This is a genomic window from Pseudomonas sp. FBCC-B1565 (assembly GCF_059133265.1).
Map to the genome: position 1 here is coordinate 511,314 of NZ_CP101438.1, position 17,674 is coordinate 528,987.

A 17,674-nucleotide genomic window follows, 5' to 3' on the forward strand; every position below is an offset into this window, starting at 1 on the left:
TGGCTATGTGTCGGCGATTATGCGCCAACCGGGGTGCTTTTTCCCACCAGGAAATCCAGCAGTTCACGGTGTACCGCGGTGGCCGCTTCGTTGGATTCGAGGTCGAGCAAGTGGCCGGTGTGTTCGGCCACGGCAAAGCTGCTGCGCCCCACGTACTGCTTGAACAATTGCGCCTCGGCGGCGGGGGTGTATTCGTCGAGCGCGCCGTTGAGGAAGTGCACCGGTGTTTCAATCTGCTTGAGTGCTGGCAGGTAATTGCCGTCGCCCAAGCCCAGCACCTGGTGGATATGAAAACGCGCCTGGCGGTATTCGGTGGTGGCCATGCTCGACAGGTGCCGGTGATTGTTGCGCTTGAGCCGGGGCGAGAGGTATTTGCCCACGGTCTCGTTAAGCAGGTGGCCAACGGCCGACTTGTCGTCCGCTTCGATCAACACGCGCACGCGCTCCACATAGTCGAGCATGGCCTGGTTGAGGTTGGGCGCCAGGGCCATCACCACCGAGCTTTCGATGGACGGCGGGTTGTGGGCCAGGGTCAGCAGGGTTGAGATGCCACCCCAGGAGGCTGACACCAGGTGGTTGACCTGGAAGCGCTCGACCAAGGCGCGCAGCATGTGCACCTCGTCGTCCTTGGTGACCAGGTCCAGGTCGGTATTGTGTTCGCGGGAATAACCGGAGAACGGCAAGTCGAACAGCAGCACATTGAAATGCTCGGCCAGGCATTTGCTGGTGCGGGCAAAGGAGCGCGTGGTGGACAGCGCGCCGTTGACCATCAGGACGGTCTTTTTTTCCGAATCGTTTCCTAGCTGCTCAACATGAACGTTGTAGTGCTTGAACAGCTTTTCTATGACAAAACTTCCATGGTTCATGTCAACGCTCCAGCTTGCCCTTCCCGGGCAAGGTCATGCTCTCGTGGGTGGGGTGGCGGGGTGCCACTAACCCTTATAACGAGGAATCTGGAGGTGAACAACAGGCCGAATGGCCAAAGTGTGGAGAAGGGAAGCTTCGCTACAGCGCAGGTAAATCCCCTGTAGGAGCCGGCAAGCCGACGCCCACAAAGGGTGGGGGCTACAGGGTGAGGGTCAGGCGTTTGACCAAGGCGCCCGGCAACAGGTTGGAGGCCGTGTTGCGCTGGCTGTACGTGCTGGCCGAGAGCAGCAGTTCCCGCTCAGCGGTCAGGGCTTCCAACTGCGTACCCAGCAGGTTGTACACGCTGTCATCAAAGCGCATGGTGCTGACCGGTGCCTTGATTTCGCCGTCTTCCACCCAGAACGTGGCGAAGCGTGTCATGCCGGTCAGGCGCGCCGCCGGCAGGTCGGAGTAGTTCAAATACCACAGGTTGCTGATGTACAACCCGGTGCCCAATTGCTTGAGGATATCGGCCTGGGCCAGGTCGCCGGCGGCCATCTGCAAGGCGCTGGGGGATTCGTCGCTGCTGGCGCCGTTGGTGCTCAGGCCATATTCGGCGGCGCTGCGTGAGTTGATCAATTGGCCTGCGCCTTTGCCCGCGTTGATCAACGTGACGTCGCCGCGCGGGTAGCCTTCGGTGGAGAACGCCTGGCTCAGGGAGCCGCTGATCTGTTCGTCGACGGTCACCAGCGGGCTCAGGGACTGTTCACCGGCATACAGCTTTTGCAGCGAGCTGCCTTTGCTGGCGATGGCCTGGGCGGAAAAACCACCCCAGGTGATGAGACTGATGATTTCTTCCAGCGCCGCTGGGGCGAGGTAGGCGCGGTACTGCCCGGGTGCCAGCTTATGCAGCGGGCGGCCGAGGAATTCCAATTGCTCGCGGGCTTGCTGGAAGCGCGCGGCGAACTCGGCGCTGTCCCAGGTGTGCCCGGCGTAGCTGGCCTTGACCGCTTCGCCATTGGCGTGGAACAGGCTGAAATCGAAGTTGAAGCTGTTGGCGCGGTGCCAGCCGAACGCGCCGTCCGAGCTGGCAAAGCCACGGCTGATCGGGCCGGAAGCGTAGAACCCGACCAAATCAACGCCCTCAGCCGCCTGGCTGATGTCTTCCAACACCCGGGCCAGGTCCGGCAGCGGTCGCGTTTGTTCGTTGTTGCTTTGCCAGGCGTTGTGGTTCAGCAGCAGGTACGGGTCCTTGGGTAGCAACGGCAAGGTGTCGCGCAGTTGTTGCAGGCCGTCGGCCAAACGTTGGCGGTCCAGTTCCGCTGCGCCGGACAAGGTGATGCCCAGGTCGGCATGGCGGCCATTGTTGATCAGTTTCAGGCTGAGGCTGGCTTGTTGCACCTGGCCGGCCTGGCGCACCTTGGCGTGGTTGAAGCGCACGAACTCGGATGCTTCATCCGCATAGCCCAGGTGGAATTGTTCGTTGTCGGTGATGGCCTGTTTGAGCCACTCCACCAGTGCCTTGAAGTTGTTCATCAGGCATCTCCCCCAAATACGTCGACATCGCTGAATACGCAGGCCGGCGAGGCATGGCCGACGCGAATCACCTGGTTGGGTTCACCTTTGCCGCAGTTCGGCGTGCCCAGCACCTTGAACGTACTGGCATCGCCGACCGCGCTGAGGTTGCGCCAGAAGTTCGCGGAAATGGCCCGGTAGTTGGGGTTTTTCACCACGCCTTTCAACTCGCCATTTTCGATCAGTTGGCCCCATTCGCAGCCGAACTGGAATTTATTGCGCGCATCGTCGATGGACCACGAGCGGTTAGTCGACATCAGGATGCCGTTTTCGATACCGCCGATCAGTTGCGCGAGGCTCTTGTCGCCCGCTTCGATATTCAAGTTGGCCATGCGATCGATGGGCGCACGGTTCCAGCTGCTGGCCCGGCTGTTGGCCACGCCTTGCATGCCCGCACGGAATTGCGACAGCGCGCCACCGAGCGGTTTGAGCAGCAGCCCCTCACGGATCAGGAACTGTTTGCTGGCTTTGGTGCCTTCGTCGTCGTGGCCGTAGCTGGCGAGCTGCTCGGGAATGTCCGGGTCGAAGGTCACGTTCAGCAGCGGGGAGCCATATTGCAGGTGGCCGAAGTCGCTGGCCTTCACAAAACTGGTGCCGGCGTAATTGCGCTCGTCGCCGAGGATGCGGTCCAACTCCAGCGGGTGGCCGATGGACTCGTGGATCTGCAGGATCATCTGATCGGGCATCAGCAGCAGGTCACGCGGGCCGCTGGGCGTGTTCGGCGCGGCCAGCAGTTGCAGGGCCTCGTCGGCGATGCGTGGCGCGGCACCGACCAGGCCGAAGCGGCTGATTACGTCGAACCCGCCTTGCTGGCCGAAGTTGCTGCCGCCGAGGGTGCGGGTCTGGCTGTCATTGCCATCGTAGGCGGTGACGTTGACGCCGGGGAACACAAAGCGCTGGGCCTGGCGCAACTCGGCACCGGCATTGTTCAGGTAGATCTGCTCGACGTGGGTCAGGCCCAGGCTGACTTCCCAGCTCACCAGGCGCTCGTCCTTCGGCACGGAGGCCGATTCGCTGCCGAGTAACTGGTAGCAATCGCTCAGGGATGGGAAGGGCTGTTGAAGGTTGGGCGACAGGTAATCGGCGACGTCACTGGAGACGTGTTGCTCGCGCAGGTCGAGCAGGGCGTGGGGCAAGATTTGCCGGGCTTGCTGTTCGGCACGCTCAAGGGCGGCTTGCAGGCCGGCCAGGGAAATATCGTTGGTCGCGGCGTAGGCTTCCACGCCGTTGAGACGCACGGTGAGCATGGCGCCCTCGTCGTGGCTCAGGTGCGGCGGTTCGGCGACGTTCTTGCGTACGGCCAGGTATTGGCCGGATTCGCGTACATAACGCAGCGAAAAGAATTCGGCACGGGTGCGCAGGGCACTGAAATGCTGTTTGAGTGTGGCGTGGTGATCGAACATGGGGCCTTCCTTGTGGGCGGCTCGTCGCGGGCAGGCAGACAGAGTAGCTGATCAAGGAGGGGTTTTGCAGTGACTGGTCGGGCCTCTTCGGGGGCAAGCCCCCTCCCACACTTGATCGGGTTCACACGGTCAAAAATGTGGGAGGGGGCTTGCCTCCGATGGGAACACCGCGGTGTATCCGTTACTGCGCGGTAGGGCCCACTTCACGCAGCGGCTTGCCCCGCACCGGCGCGTCGCCTGCCACGTAGTAGTCGGCGGTGCTGCGCGGCAATGGCTGGCGGCCACGGATCTTGTCGGCGATTTTCTCGGCGATCATGATCGTCGGCGCGTTCAGGTTGCCGGTGGTGATGATCGGCATGATCGACGCATCGACCACACGCAGACCCTGCATGCCATGCACGCGGCCTTCGCCATCGACGACAGCCATCTCGTCGGTGCCCATCTTGCACGAGCAGGACGGGTGGAACGCGGTTTCGGCGTGCTCGCGGATGAACTTGTCCAGTTGCTCATCGGTTTGCACGTCGATGCCCGGGCTGATTTCGCGGCCACGGTACGGGTCCAGCGCCGGCTGCTGCATGATTTCACGGGTCAGGCGGATGCCGTCGCGGAATTCCTGCCAGTCCTGCTCGGTGGCCATGTAGTTGAAGAGGATGCTCGGGTAGTCCCGTGGGTTCTTCGACTTCAGTTGGACGCGGCCACGGCTTGGCGAGCGCATGGAGCCCATGTGTGCCTGGAAGCCGTGCTCTTTTACGCCGTTGCTGCCGTTGTAGTTAATCGCGACCGGCAGGAAGTGGTACTGGATGTTCGGCCATTCGAACTCTTCACGGGTGCGGATAAACCCGCCCGCTTCGAACTGGTTGCTGGCGCCGATGCCGGTGCCGTTGAACAGCCACTCGGCACCAATGGCCGGTTGGTTGTACCAGAGCAGCGACGGGTACAGCGACACCGGTTGGGTGCAGGCGTATTGCAGGTACAGCTCAAGGTGGTCCTGCAGGTTTTCGCCGACGCCCGGCAGGTCGTGGACCACCGGGATGTCGAGGCTTTCCAGCAGTTTGGCCGGGCCGACACCGGAGCGTTGCAGCAGTTGCGGCGAAGCAATTGCGCCGCTGCACACCAGCACTTCCTTACGGGCGCGGGCTTCAACACGCTCTTCGGCGGCACCGATCAGGTAACGCACGCCAACGGCACGCTTGCCTTCAAACAACACTTTGTCGGTGAGGGCATGGGTGACGATGGTCAGGGTCGAACGCTTCTTGGCGGTGTCCAGGTAACCGCGTGCGGTACTGGCGCGACGGCCGTTCGGCGTGACGGTACGGTCCATCGGGCCGAAGCCTTCCTGCTGGTAGCCGTTCAAGTCTTCGGTACGCGGGTAACCGGCCTGCACGCCGGCTTCGACCATGGCGTGGAACAGCGGGTTGTTGCCGGCTTTAGGCGTGGTCACGCTGACCGGGCCATCGCCGCCGTGCCAGTCGTTGGGGCCGATGTCGCGGGTTTCGGCCTTGCGGAAATACGGCAGGCAGTCGAGGTAGGTCCAGTCTTCCAGGCCTGGCAGCTTCGACCAATTGTCGTAGTCCATGGCGTTGCCGCGGATGTAGCACATGCCGTTGATCAGCGAGGAACCGCCCAGGCCCTTGCCGCGACCGCATTCCATGCGGCGGCCGTCCATGTGCGGCTCTGGATCGGTCTCGTAGGCCCAGTTGTAGCGGCGGCCTTGCAGCGGGAACGCCAGGGCGGCTGGCATCTGGGTACGGAAGTCGAAACGGTAGTCCGGGCCGCCGGCTTCCAGCAGCAGGACGGTGACGCCTTCGTCTTCGGTCAGACGGGTCGCCAGGGTGTTACCGGCGGAGCCGGCACCCACAATGATGTAATCGTATTCTTGGGACATTGGATGCACCCTCTTTGATGTGTGGTCAGGTCGGGCCTCATCGGGGGCAAGCCCCCTCCCACATTTTTGAATGTATTCGCAAATCAAAGTGTGGGAGGGGGCTTGCCCCCGATGGCGGCCTCACAGGCAATACAAATCCCGGCTCTTAGAACACCGAGGCGTAGTCGCCCAGCTCAACCTGTACCGATTTGATGCGGGTGAAGTTGTTCAGCGAGCTGATGCCGTTCTCACGGCCAACACCCGATTGCTTGTAGCCACCGACCGGCATCTTCGCGTCGGATTCGCCCCAGGCGTTGATCCAGCAGATACCCGCTTCCAATTGGTGAATCACGCGGTGGGCGCGGTTCAGGTCCTTGGTCACCAGGCCGGCGGCCAGGCCGAAGTCGGTGTCGTTGGCGCGACGGATCACTTCTTCTTCGGTCTCGTAAGTGAGGATGCTCATCACTGGGCCGAAGATTTCTTCACGGACGATGGTCATCTCGTCGGTGCAGTCGGTGAACACGGTTGGGGCAACAAAGGCGCCTTTGGCGAAGTCGCCGTCGGTCAGGCGGTCGCCGCCGCACAGTACGCGTGCGCCTTCTTCCTTACCTTTGGCGATGTAGCCCAGCACGCTTTCCATGTGGGCGAAGCTGACCAGCGGGCCGAAGTTGGTGGTGTCGTCCTGCGGGTTGCCAACGCGGATGCGCGCCACACGCTCGACGATCTTGGCTTCGAACACGGCTTGCAGGTGCTTGGGTACGAACACGCGAGTGCCGTTGGTGCAGACCTGGCCGGAGCTGTAGAAGTTGGCCATCATCGCGATGTCGGCGGCACGATCCAGGTCGGCGTCTTCGAACACGATCAGCGGCGACTTGCCGCCCAGTTCCATGGTCACTTCCTTGAGCGAGGAGCTCGAAGCGCTGGCCATGACCTTCTTGCCGGTGTCGGTGCCGCCGGTGAACGAGACTTTCTCGATGCGTGGGTGCTCGGTCAGCCAGGTGCCGACTTCACGACCGCTGCCGGTCAGCACGTTGAACACGCCCGCTGGAACGCCGGCTTCGGTGTAGATCTCGGCCAGTTTCAGGGTGGTCAGCGAGGTGACTTCGCTTGGCTTGAAGATCATTGCGTTACCGGCGGCCAGGGCCGGTGCGGATTTCCACAGGGCGATCTGGATCGGGTAGTTCCACGCGCCGATACCGGCGACCACGCCCAGCGGCTCGCGGCGGGTGTAGACGAACGAGGTGTCGCGCAGCGGGATCTGCTCGCCTTCGATGGCCGGCACCAGGCCTGCGTAGTATTCCAGCACGTCGGCGCCGGTGACGATGTCGACGTACTTGGTTTCGGAGAAGGCTTTACCGGTGTCCAGGGTTTCCAGGGCGGCCAGCTCGTCGTTGCGTTCGCGCAGGATGTCGACGGCACGACGCAGGATGCGCGAACGCTCCATGGCGGTCATCGCGGCCCAGATTTTCTGGCCTTTTTCGGCGCTGACCACGGCACGTTCAACGTCTTCTTTCGTTGCGCGTTGCACTTGGGCGAGAACTTCACCGTTAGCCGGGTTGATGGCTTCGAAGGTGGCATCGCTGCCAGCGTCGCTGTAGCCGCCGTCAATGTAGAGTTTTTGCAGGTCGAAACGGGCCATAAAGTCCTCGCAAGTGCATAAGTGGTTGGCGTTACCCGCCGTCGGTGGGCCATGAAGGTGTGGCAACACTGAGCGGCAGACGTTCAGGGGTTGAGCGGTTTATGTGTGCTCTAACTCACCTGCTTGGCCAATTGGAAATCCATGTATTCGTAAGCGATCCGTTGCGCCTGCGCCGTGTCGAAAGCGTCTCCCGACAGGGCGCCGCGCAACCACAAACCGTCGATCAGGGCCGCCAGGCCGCGGGCTGCTTTGCGTGCGTGCGGCAGCGGCAGCACTCGGCGGAACTGGCAGCACAGGTTGGAATACAGACGTTGATCGTTGATCCGCTGCAACCTGTGCAATGACGGGTGGTGCATGCTGGTGGCCCAGAAGGCCAGCCAGGTTTTCATTGCCGGTCCGTTGACCTGGCTGGCGTCGAAGTTGCCCTCGATGATCACCTGCAGGTGCGCCCGTGGGCTGTCGTCCGTCAGCGCCTGTCGGCGTTCGTGGACGTTGTCGATCAGCGCGTTCATCAAGTAGCGCATCGTCGCTGCAATAAGGCCGTTCTTGTCCTTGAAGTAGTGACTGATGATACCGTTCGAGACGCCGGCCAAACGGGCGATCAGCGCAATGCTGGCATCTCCCATTCCGACCTGATCGATGGCCGTCAACGTGGCTTCGATCAATTGCTGGCGGCGTATGGGTTGCATACCGACCTTGGGCATGTAGCACCTCTCCTTAGGCCTGCGGCGGGCGATAAACGTCCGTCGGCTTGATGGCCAGTCTATTTTGTTTTGATTGAACGTTCAATCAACAAAGAATAAGATCTGCGACAAATGGTCGCTGCCTACAGATATTTCCTACCTGGGAGCCGCGACATCTGACACCTGCAAAAATCCTTGAAACAGGCCGTATCAGGGCCTGTACACCGCTTCGGCGGGGTTCAGGAATTTTCGGGGTGTCTTTATAACACCCGTCCGTCGACTGCCGAAAAATCGATGTCCCGGGATAACCGTTGCCTTGTGTTTCTCTCTCGCACTGCCCGGAGCATCTGCGCCATGAGTTCTGCCTCTCTTATAAAAACCCCACCGGAAAAGGTGCGGGTCAACGGTTGGGTGTTCTACACCTCCACCGCGCTGATTCTGTTGTTGACCGCCATTCTGATCATCGCCCCGCAGGAGGCCGGGCGCATGCTCGGTGTTGCCCAGGCGTGGCTGTCGAAAAGCTTCGGCTGGTACTACATGGTGGTCATCGCCGCCTACCTGGTGTTTGTGGTGGGCCTGGCGTTTTCGTCCTACGGCAAGTTGAAACTGGGCAGCAAGGACGATACCCCGGACTTCAGCTACGGCGCCTGGGCCGGCATGTTGTTCTCGTCGGGTATCGGCATCTCGCTGCTGTACTTCGGCGCCTCGGAGCCGTTGGATCACTACTTCAACCCGCCCGAAGGCGCAGCCGCCAGCAACGGCGCCGCCCGCCAGGCACTGCAACTGACCTTCCTGCACTGGGGCCTGCATGGCTGGGCGATCTATGCCCTGGTCGGCCTGGCCGTGGCGTACTTCGCGTATCGGCATAACCAGCCGCTGGCCCTGCGTTCGGCGCTGTACCCGCTGGTGGGCGAGCGTTGGGTGAAAGGCGCGGCCGGCCATGCGGTAGACGGTTTCGGCATGTTCGTGACCCTGCTGGGCCTGGTGACGAACCTGGGGATCGGTTCGATGCAGGTGTCGTCCGGGTTGGAAAACCTGTTCGGCATGCAGCACAGCAACACCAACCTGTTGATCGTGATCATCGTGATGAGCACCGTGGCGACCATCGCCGCAGTGTCGGGCGTGGAGAACGGCATTCGCCGTCTGTCCAACCTCAACATCGTGCTGTTCAGCGGCCTGTTGATTTTCGTGCTGTTGTTCGGCCCGACCCTGCATTTGCTCAATGGCCTGGTGCAGAACACTGGGGACTACCTCAACGGCATCATCCTGAAAACCTTCGACCTGTACGTGTACGAAGGCGACGCCGACAAGACCGAACGTTGGATGGGCCTGTGGACCCTGTTCTACTGGGCGTGGTGGATTTCCTGGGCGCCATTCGTGGGCATGTTCATTGCGCGGATTTCCCGTGGTCGCACGGTGCGCGAACTGGTGGCCGGCGTGCTGCTGATCCCGTTGGGCTTTACCCTGGCGTGGTTGTCGATCTTCGGTAACTCGGCGCTGGACCTGGTGCTGAACCACGGTGCGGTGGAGTTGGGCAAGACCGCACTGGAACAGCCGTCGATGGCCATCTATCAACTGCTGGAGCATTACCCGGCGTCGAAAATCGTCATCGGCGTATCGATCTTCGTCGGCTTCGTGCTGTTCCTGACCCCGGCGGATTCCGGTGCGGTGATGATGGCCAACCTGTCGTGCAAAGGCGGCAATGTTGACGAAGATGCGCCGCACTGGCTGCGGATCTTCTGGTCGGCGGTGATCACCCTGGTGACCATCGGCCTGCTGTTCGCCGGCAACTTCGAAGCCATGCAAACCATGGTGGTGCTGGCGGGGCTGCCGTTCTCGGTGGTGCTGATCTTCTTTATGTTCGGTTTGCACAAGGCGATGCGCCAGGACGTGGCCATCGAACAGGAGCAGGCGCAATTGGCCGAGCGGGGTCGCCGTGGTTTCAGCGAGCGTCTGACGGCGCTGGACCTGCAACCTAGCCAAGGCACCGTGCAGCGCTTTATGGACAAACACGTGACGCCGGCGTTGGAAGAGGCGGCGACGGCGTTGCGTGATCAGGGCTTGGAAGTGCAGACCTTGCTCGGCAAGTCCAAGCGCTGCATCGGTGTACGCATCGAGATGGAAGAGGGCAACCCGTTTGTCTATGAAGTGAGCCTGGATGCCTACTCGTCGGCGCCGAGTGACCTGCCCGAGGAAGAGCGCACTCGCTACTACCGTGCCGAGGTGTACCTGCACAACGGGCCTCAGGAATACGACCTGATGGGCTTCGCCCAGGAACAGATCACCCGGGACGTGCTCGATCAGTTTGAAAGCCATCGGCAACTCCTTGGCCGGGTCTATAGCTGAAGCCTGGTAGTGCTTTAAATGTGGGAGGGGGCTTGCCCCCGATTGCAGTATGTCAGTCAGTATATTTATTACTGATCCACTGCTATCGGGGGCAAGCCCCCTCCCACATTGACCCCGTTTCTACAGTGAGATGTGCAGTGTTAGCCCAGGTTCTTGCCGAGCAGGGCGTGGTACAGCTCGCTGTCTCCGAGAATCCCCACCACCTGATTGTTGTCATGCAACACCAGCTTGTTCCCGGTGTGATAACGAATCTGCAACGCGTCGCGCATGCCGATGTTCGAGTCCACCAGTGTCGGTAGCCGGCCCAGGTCTTCCACCGCTTGCCCCGGCGCCCAGTTCTGCAGGTTCATCACCGCGCCATTCTGGCGAGCGCCCTTGATGGTGTTGCCTTCGGCCAGGTCCAGCCACGAGTCGCCGCCCGGGTCCAGGCATACCGAACCGTTGACGCGCTTGCAGTTGTCCAGGGTGCGCATCAGGCTGCGGCCGCACAGCACGTTCAGCGGGTTGGTGTGGGCGACGAAGGTACGCACATAGTCGTCCGCCGGGTTCAGCACGATCTCTTCCGGCACGCTGTACTGGATGATCTTGCCGTCTTTCATGATCGCGATACGGCTGCCCAGCTTGAGCGCTTCATCGAGGTCGTGGCTCACGAACACGATGGTCTTGCTCAGCTTGCGTTGCAGTTCCAGCAACTCGTCCTGCAGGCCCTGGCGGATCAGTGGGTCGAGGGCGGAGAAGGGTTCGTCCATCAGCAGGATATCGGCGTCCATCGCCAGCGCTCGGGCCAGGCCGACGCGCTGCTGCATGCCGCCGGAGAGTTCGTCCGGCTTCTTGTTGCGCCACTGGGTCAGACCCACCAGCTCGAGTTTCTCATCCACCAGTTTGCGGCGGTCTTTCTCCGGGCGGCCCTGCATCTCCAGGCCGAAGCTGATGTTTTCGCGCACCGTCAGCCAAGGCATCAGGGCGAACTTCTGGAACACCATGGCGATGCGCTTGGTGCGCATCATTTTCAGCTCGGCGGGGGTGCAGGATGCGATGTCGATCTGGCGACCTTCATGCTCCACGAACAGCTGGCCACGGCTCACGGTGTTGAGGCCGTTGATGCAGCGCAACAGGCTCGATTTGCCGGAACCCGACAGGCCCATCAGCACGCAGATTTCGCCTTTCTCGATATCCAGGCTGGCTTTTTCCACGCCGACAATCTGCCCGGTCTTTTTCAGGATCTCGTTACGGCTCATGCCCTGGTCCAGCAGCTTGAGCGCTTCGCGTGGGTCTTTGGAGAAGATCACGTCGACTTTGTCGAATCGGATAATGCTCATGCATCACCCCCTACTTTAGCGTCGGGTTGTTTGCAGATGCGGTCGAGCATGATGGCCAGCAAGACAATTGCCAGGCCGGCTTCAAAGCCCAGGGCGATGTCGGCGGTGTTGAGTGCGTTGACCACCGGTTTGCCGAGGCCGTCGGCGCCCACCAGGGCCGCGATCACCACCATCGACAGCGACAGCATGATGCATTGGGTAATGCCGGCGGCAATGCTCGGCATGGCGTGGGGCAGTTCGATGCGCGAGAGCAGCTGACGGCGCGAGCAGCCAAAGGCCTTGCCGGCGTCCATCAACTCTTGCGGTACATCACGGATACCCAGGTAGGTCAGGCGGATCGGCGCGGCAATCGCGAACACCACCGTGGAAATCAGCCCAGGCACCACACCCAGCCCGAAGAGGGTCAGGGTAGGGATGAGGTAGACGAAGGTCGGTACGGTCTGCATCAGATCGAGCACCGGCCGCATCATGGTGTAGAACAACGGTTTGTGCGCGGCAACAATGCCCAGCGGCACACCGATGACCACGCAGACCAGGGTGGCGAACAGCACTTGCGCCAGGGTCTCCATGGTTTCCTGCCAGTAACCCAGGTTGAGGATCAGCAGGAAGGAGGCGATGACAAACACAGTCAGCCCCCATTTACGTTGAATAAAGTGAGCCAGCAGCGCAATCAGACCGATCAATGCCAGCGGATTGAACCAGGTCAGCGCAAACGTCACGCCGTGGATCATCGTTTCCAGGGTCGATGCGATTGCGTCGAAGTAGTTGGCGCCGTGTTGGGTCAACCATTCGACGAAGGCAGCGATGTACTGGCCTAGTGGGATTTTCTGTTCAGTCAGCATGGTAGTGAATGTCCACATGCGAAGAGGGAAAACATCCCGGGGCAGCGCACCGCCCCGGGGTCAGCGGCATTACTTGGAGAGGTAAGCTTTCACGGCGTCCAGGCCAGGTTTGCCATCAACGGTGGTGACGCCGGCGAGCCAAGTGTCGAGTACTTGCGGGTTCTTCTTCAGCCAAGCTTTCGCCGCGGCGTCGGGTTTCATCTTGTCGTCCAGGACATTACCCATCAGGGTGCTTTCCATGTTCAGGGTGAACACCAGGTTCTTCAGCAACTGGCCCACGTTGCTGCATTCCTGGGTGTAGCCCTTGCGGGTGTTGGTGTAGATGGTGGCCTGGCCGTAGTTGGGGCCGAACGAATCGTCACCCCCGGTCAGGTACTTCATCTTGAAGCGGGTGTTCATCGGGTGCGGTTCCCAGCCGAGGAACACGATGGCCTGGTCGCGCTTGGTGGCGCGTTCAACCTGAGAGAGCATGCCGGCTTCGCTGGATTCGACGACTTTGAAACCGGCGGTTTTCAGGCCGAAGGCGTCTTTGTCGATCAGCGTCTGGATGGTGCGGTTGCCGTCGTTACCCGGCTCGATGCCGTAGATCTTGCCGCCCAGCTCATCCTTGAATTTGGCGATATCGGCGAAGTCCTTCAGGCCTTTGTTGTACAGCGCTTCCGGGACGGCCAGGGTGTACTTGGCGTTCTCCAGGTTGGCGCGCACGGTTTCCACGGTGCCGGCATCACGGTACTGCTTGATGTCGTTTTCCATGGTCGGCATCCAGTTGCCGAGGAAGATATCCATGTTCTTGCCGTCGGCCAGGGACTTGTAGGTCACCGGCACCGAAATCATCGTGGTGCGCGGCTTGTAGCCCAGGCCCTTGAGGATTTCGCTGGTGGTGGCGGTGGTGACGGTGATATCGGTCCAGCCGACATCGGAGAAGTTGACGGTCTGACATTGTGCCGGTTCTGCAGCGTGCGCCAGGACTGGCAGACTCAGCATGGCGGCCAACAACAACGAGGGTGAAGCTTTCATGGGGCTAGACTCCTGTGTTTTTTCTGGCGGCGTTCGCCGCGCTTTATAAGTGTTGCGGTTGGAGCGTGCGACAACAGCTCTGGCACGGTGCCTTGCAAACGAGTCGAGACTGATCATGTACCAGTGAAAATCTGACGCCTACAGGGGGCGTCGTATCCAGTACAGGGAGGGTCGTATCCAGTGTCGGTGACGTCGCTTACAGGTTTTTCCCAAGGCAAAACTGCAGTTTTTGCCCATCTGCACCGCTAAAAACGGCCAAAACCGGTGATCGCACAGACGCGGCGCTGGTGAGCATGGGTGCGTCGGTGTGAGACGCCGTGACGGCGAACAAAAGCTTGATGATGCCGCCATCAGGGCGATCTGAGCGTAGCAGCTCGTTCAAGGCTGGCCCGTGCTTATCGAGGAGTTCTACGGCAATGGCTATCAGTGTTTTCGACCTGTTCAAGATCGGCATCGGGCCTTCGAGTTCTCACACCGTCGGCCCCATGCGCGCCGCGGCGTTGTTCGTTCAAGGCTTGCGTGAACGTGAAGTGTTGGAACAGGTGCGGCGCGTCGAAGTTCAGCTGTATGGCTCGCTGTCGGCCACCGGCATCGGCCACGGCAGTGACACTGCGACCATCATGGGCCTGATGGGCGAATGGCCGGACGCCATCGACCCGTCGCAGATCGGCCAGCGTATCCACACCCTGCGCGAGACCGACACCCTGCTGCTCGATGGGCGCTTGCCGGTGCCCTTTGTCTGGGCCAGGGACATGCGCCTGCTCGACGAAAACCTGCCGTTCCATCCCAACGCCATGACCCTGGTGGTGTCGGGTGACAACGGCGAGCTGCACCGCGACACTTACTACTCGGTGGGCGGCGGTTTCGTAGTGGATGAAGCCCAGGCGCAAAGCGGCGTGGCCGACATGGACCGCACCGAGTTGCCTTACGATTTTTCCAGCGCGGTGGAGCTGTTGCAGCTGTGCAAGACCCACAACCTGCGCGTGGCCGAGTTGATGATGGCCAACGAGAAGGTCTGGCGTTCTGAAGATGAAATCCGCAGCGGCCTTATGAAGCTCTGGCGTGCAATGCAGGATTGCGTTGAGCAAGGCCTCAAGCACGAAGGCATCCTGCCCGGTGGCCTCAACGTGCGTCGGCGTGCCGCCAAGCTGCACCGCAGCCTGCAGGAGTTGAACAAGCCGAATGTGATCGGTTCGACCCTGAGTGCCATGGAATGGGTCAACCTGTTCGCCCTGGCGGTGAACGAAGAAAACGCCGCCGGTGGACGCATGGTCACCGCACCCACCAACGGCGCGGCTGGGATCATCCCGGCGGTGCTGCACTACTTCATGAAGTTCAGCGAGGAAGTCACCGAAGCCAATGTGGTCGACTACCTGCTCGGTGCGGCGGCGGTGGGCATTCTGTGCAAGAAGAACGCCTCGATCTCCGGCGCCGAAGTCGGCTGCCAGGGTGAAGTCGGTTCTGCCTGCGCCATGGCCGCCGCCGGGCTGGCCGAGATCCTCGGCGCCACGCCGGAACAACTGTGCAACGCCGCCGAGATCGGCCTGGAACACAACCTGGGCCTGACCTGCGACCCGGTGGGCGGGCTGGTGCAAGTGCCGTGCATCGAGCGCAACGCAATCGCGGCGGTGAAAGCGATCAACGCGGCGCAAATGGCGCTGCGCGGCGACGGCCAGCACTTTATCTCCCTGGACCGGGTGATCCGCACCATGCGCGATACCGGGGCGGACATGCATGACAAGTACAAAGAGACCTCGCGCGGTGGGTTGGCGGTCAGCGCCGTGGAGTGCTGAGACCGCGTTGCCTGCATCGGGGGCAAGGCCCCTCCCACATTTGGATTGGTGAACACAGTCAAAGGTGGGAGGGGGCTCGCCCCCGATAGCAATCATCCAGGCGCCGCTGCGCAAAAAGTGAACACCCCAACCAAAAGCGCCACCTTTTAGCGCGTCGCAAATAGATAAGTAGCTTGCGAACGATTTCCGACCTGACCACCGGTCTCCCGCGCGTTGGGTGACAGACTTCTCCCACGCCCGCAAAGCGCCTTCCCACAAGTGCTACCGATCTGCTCACACACCTTGTCCGGGCATGTTCCTACGGCCAATTCCAGCCATAACCATACTTGCTGCGCGGGCTTGTTTAGACGCGTCATGAGGTCGTTTTTAGGAGTTATTGGACGGCCATTCAAATTTAGGCATGGCATTTGCTCTATCAATTCAAAGCCTCTCTCCTCGCCGGATGAAGAGCGCAATAACAAGAGCCTCGCCTGAGGCCATCACCCGCTTTGTGTGAGGAGATACCGCGATGACGTCGTTCAACTCCGGGGCCCAACCCCAGAACCGTGCGCCTCAATCCATCGGCTTTTTGCTGCTGGACAATTTCACGCTGATTTCCCTGGCCTCCGCAGTCGAACCGCTGCGCATGGCCAACCAGCTCTCCGGCCGCGAGCTGTATCGCTGGACGACCTTGAGCGTCGACGGAAACCAGGTGTGGGCCAGCGACGGTCTGCAAATCACTCCCGATGCTTCCATGCACAAAGCCCCGGCCCTGGACACCGTGATCGTGTGCGGTGGCGTAGGTATCCAGCGTACCGTGACTCGTGAACACGTGTCGTGGCTGCAAAGCCAGGCACGCCAATCGCGCCGCTTGGGCGCGGTATGCACCGGCAGTTGGGCCCTGGCCTGTGCCGGTCTGCTCGACGGTTTTGATTGCAGCGTGCACTGGGAATGCCTGGCCTCTATGCAGGAAGCCTTCCCCCGCGTGGCCATGAGCACTCGCCTGTTCACCCTCGACCGTAACCGCTTCACCAGCTCCGGCGGCACCGCGCCGCTGGACATGATGCTGCACCTGATCAGCCGCGATCACGGTCGCGAACTGTCGGCCGCCATCTCCGAGATGTTTGTGTACGAGCGCATCCGCAACGAGCAAGACCACCAGCGCGTGCCGCTCAAGCACATGCTCGGCACCAACCAGCCGAAGCTGCAGGAAATCGTGGCGTTGATGGAAGCCAACCTGGAAGAGCCGATCGACCTGGATGAGCTGGCGGTGTACGTCGCCGTCTCCCGTCGCCAGTTGGAGCGGTTGTTCCAGAAGTACCTGCACTGCTCGCCGTCGCGTTACTACCTCAAGCTGCGCCTGATCCGTGCACGGCAGCTGCTCAAGCAAACGCCGATGTCGATCATCGAAGTGGCGTCGGTGTGCGGGTTTGTGTCCACGCCGCATTTCTCCAAGTGCTACCGCGAATACTTCGGCATTCCGCCAAGAGATGAGCGCGTCGGCTCCAACACCACCCAGCAGGTGGCGATGATGCCGATTCCTCAGGCGCTGGTGTTGTCACCGTTGTCGGGGCCGATGTCGGCGTTGAGCCAGGCGCGCAACGAGTCGACGTTTGCCAGCGTGCGGCTCTAGACCGAGGTGTCTGTATCGGGGGCAAGCCCCCTCCCACATTTGGATGGGTGAACACAGTCAAAGGTGGGAGGGGGCTTGCCCCCGATAGGAATCGATCAGGCGCGGGAGTTCTGCTTGAACTGCACCAGTGCCGGCAACAGCTGCTTATCGATCGCCTGGCGCACGGCCGGCAGAATCGTTGCACTGCCGGTGTACATCTGCTCCACCATGCCCTTGAGCGCCTTGGCCCGCGCCTCGCTCAAACCACGCACCGCGCACTCGCAGGCCTGCTCGGCGGTGGCGCCGCTGGAGACTTCGAAACCCAGCGAGCGCAGTTGGCCCAGCAGGTCATCCTGGTCAATCAAATCCGCATGCATCATGACGTTTATCCTGGTGTAGGGAACGGGGCTTGATTGGGATTCTGGTAGGCCTCCGACCGGTCGGCAAGGGCAGAATCCACGAATGGCTCAGATGGCTATGAGCAGGTCGTTTTCGGGTCATATACCGATAGCAGTAATGGGCACACTGAACACCAGCACGCACCTTGAAGGTTTGGTCACCCTCGGGATGCAAGGCTCACACAAAGCGCTATGCCCCGATCTTGTCACGGCTTGATCGGGGCTTTTTTGTTTTGGGCGCCCCGTTTCTAGAAGGGTGGGATGAATAGGGGATAGCTAGTCGTTATTGTTTGGCATTAGCATTGCCGCAGCTCAAATGCCCGGAATGCCTATATGCTGTTTACTTACACGGGTGGGC

General features: G+C 61.2%; 13 protein-coding genes. 3 read left to right on the plus strand and 10 right to left on the minus strand.

What is annotated here, in order from left to right:
• Positions 1-17: 17 nt before the first annotated feature.
• The 6 genes from NL123_RS02350 to betI form a co-directional block, all read right to left on the minus strand.
• Positions 18-866, minus strand: coding sequence for an alpha/beta fold hydrolase (locus NL123_RS02350; protein ID WP_248485020.1), 849 nt, complete (start codon positions 864-866; stop codon positions 18-20).
• Positions 867-1,065: 199 nt separating this feature from the next.
• A complete protein-coding gene (locus tag NL123_RS02355) occupies positions 1,066-2,382 on the minus strand; it encodes a TldD/PmbA family protein (protein ID WP_248485019.1) in 1,317 nt (438 codons plus the stop codon).
• Positions 2,382-3,824 carry a TldD/PmbA family protein gene (locus tag NL123_RS02360; protein WP_494357144.1) on the minus strand — a complete coding sequence of 481 codons (1,443 nt, stop codon included), beginning with the start codon at positions 3,822-3,824 and terminating at the stop codon, positions 2,382-2,384. Before NL123_RS02360 ends, NL123_RS02355 begins: the two co-directional genes overlap by 1 nt.
• Before the next feature lie 181 nt (positions 3,825-4,005).
• On the minus strand, positions 4,006-5,709 hold the full coding sequence (gene betA / locus NL123_RS02365) for a choline dehydrogenase (RefSeq protein WP_248485017.1): 1,704 nt from the start codon (positions 5,707-5,709) through the stop codon (positions 4,006-4,008).
• 145 nt (positions 5,710-5,854) lie between these two features.
• A complete protein-coding gene (gene betB / locus NL123_RS02370) occupies positions 5,855-7,327 on the minus strand; it encodes a betaine-aldehyde dehydrogenase (RefSeq protein WP_494357145.1) in 1,473 nt (490 codons plus the stop codon).
• Between the two features lie 110 nt (positions 7,328-7,437).
• A complete protein-coding gene (betI, locus tag NL123_RS02375) occupies positions 7,438-8,031 on the minus strand; it encodes a transcriptional regulator BetI (protein WP_017735982.1) in 594 nt (197 codons plus the stop codon).
• Between the two features lie 390 nt (positions 8,032-8,421).
• On the opposite strand from betI, the gene NL123_RS02380 reads away from it, so the two are divergent.
• Positions 8,422-10,356 (plus strand): BCCT family transporter, encoded by a 1,935-nt coding sequence (locus NL123_RS02380; RefSeq protein ID WP_494358277.1) that lies wholly within the window; start codon positions 8,422-8,424, stop codon positions 10,354-10,356.
• Positions 10,357-10,496: 140 nt separating this feature from the next.
• On the opposite strand, the gene choV is transcribed toward NL123_RS02380, so the two are convergent.
• The 3 genes from choV to NL123_RS02395 form a co-directional block, all read right to left on the minus strand.
• Positions 10,497-11,675, minus strand: a complete 1,179-nt coding sequence (gene choV / locus NL123_RS02385; RefSeq protein ID WP_248485015.1) for a choline ABC transporter ATP-binding protein — start codon at positions 11,673-11,675, stop codon at positions 10,497-10,499.
• Positions 11,672-12,517, minus strand: a complete 846-nt coding sequence (choW, locus tag NL123_RS02390; RefSeq protein WP_016972877.1) for a choline ABC transporter permease subunit — start codon at positions 12,515-12,517, stop codon at positions 11,672-11,674. The genes choV and choW overlap by 4 nt, the downstream gene beginning before the upstream one ends.
• Before the next feature lie 69 nt (positions 12,518-12,586).
• A complete protein-coding gene (locus tag NL123_RS02395) occupies positions 12,587-13,534 on the minus strand; it encodes a choline ABC transporter substrate-binding protein (RefSeq protein ID WP_248485014.1) in 948 nt (315 codons plus the stop codon).
• A gap of 416 nt (positions 13,535-13,950) precedes the next feature.
• Here NL123_RS02395 and NL123_RS02400 point away from each other — a divergent pair, with 416 nt between their 5' ends.
• Positions 13,951-15,327, plus strand: a complete 1,377-nt coding sequence (locus NL123_RS02400; RefSeq protein WP_464704543.1) for an L-serine ammonia-lyase — start codon at positions 13,951-13,953, stop codon at positions 15,325-15,327.
• Positions 15,328-15,835: 508 nt separating this feature from the next.
• Positions 15,836-16,939 (plus strand): choline metabolism transcriptional regulator GbdR, encoded by a 1,104-nt coding sequence (gbdR, locus tag NL123_RS02405; protein ID WP_005792167.1) that lies wholly within the window; start codon positions 15,836-15,838, stop codon positions 16,937-16,939.
• Between the two features lie 95 nt (positions 16,940-17,034).
• On the opposite strand, the gene NL123_RS02410 is transcribed toward gbdR, so the two are convergent.
• The gene (locus NL123_RS02410; RefSeq protein WP_071494411.1) at positions 17,035-17,298 is read right to left on the minus strand and encodes a hypothetical protein; all 264 of its coding nucleotides are present in this window, start codon (positions 17,296-17,298) and stop codon (positions 17,035-17,037) included.
• Positions 17,299-17,674: the final 376 nt, after the last annotated feature.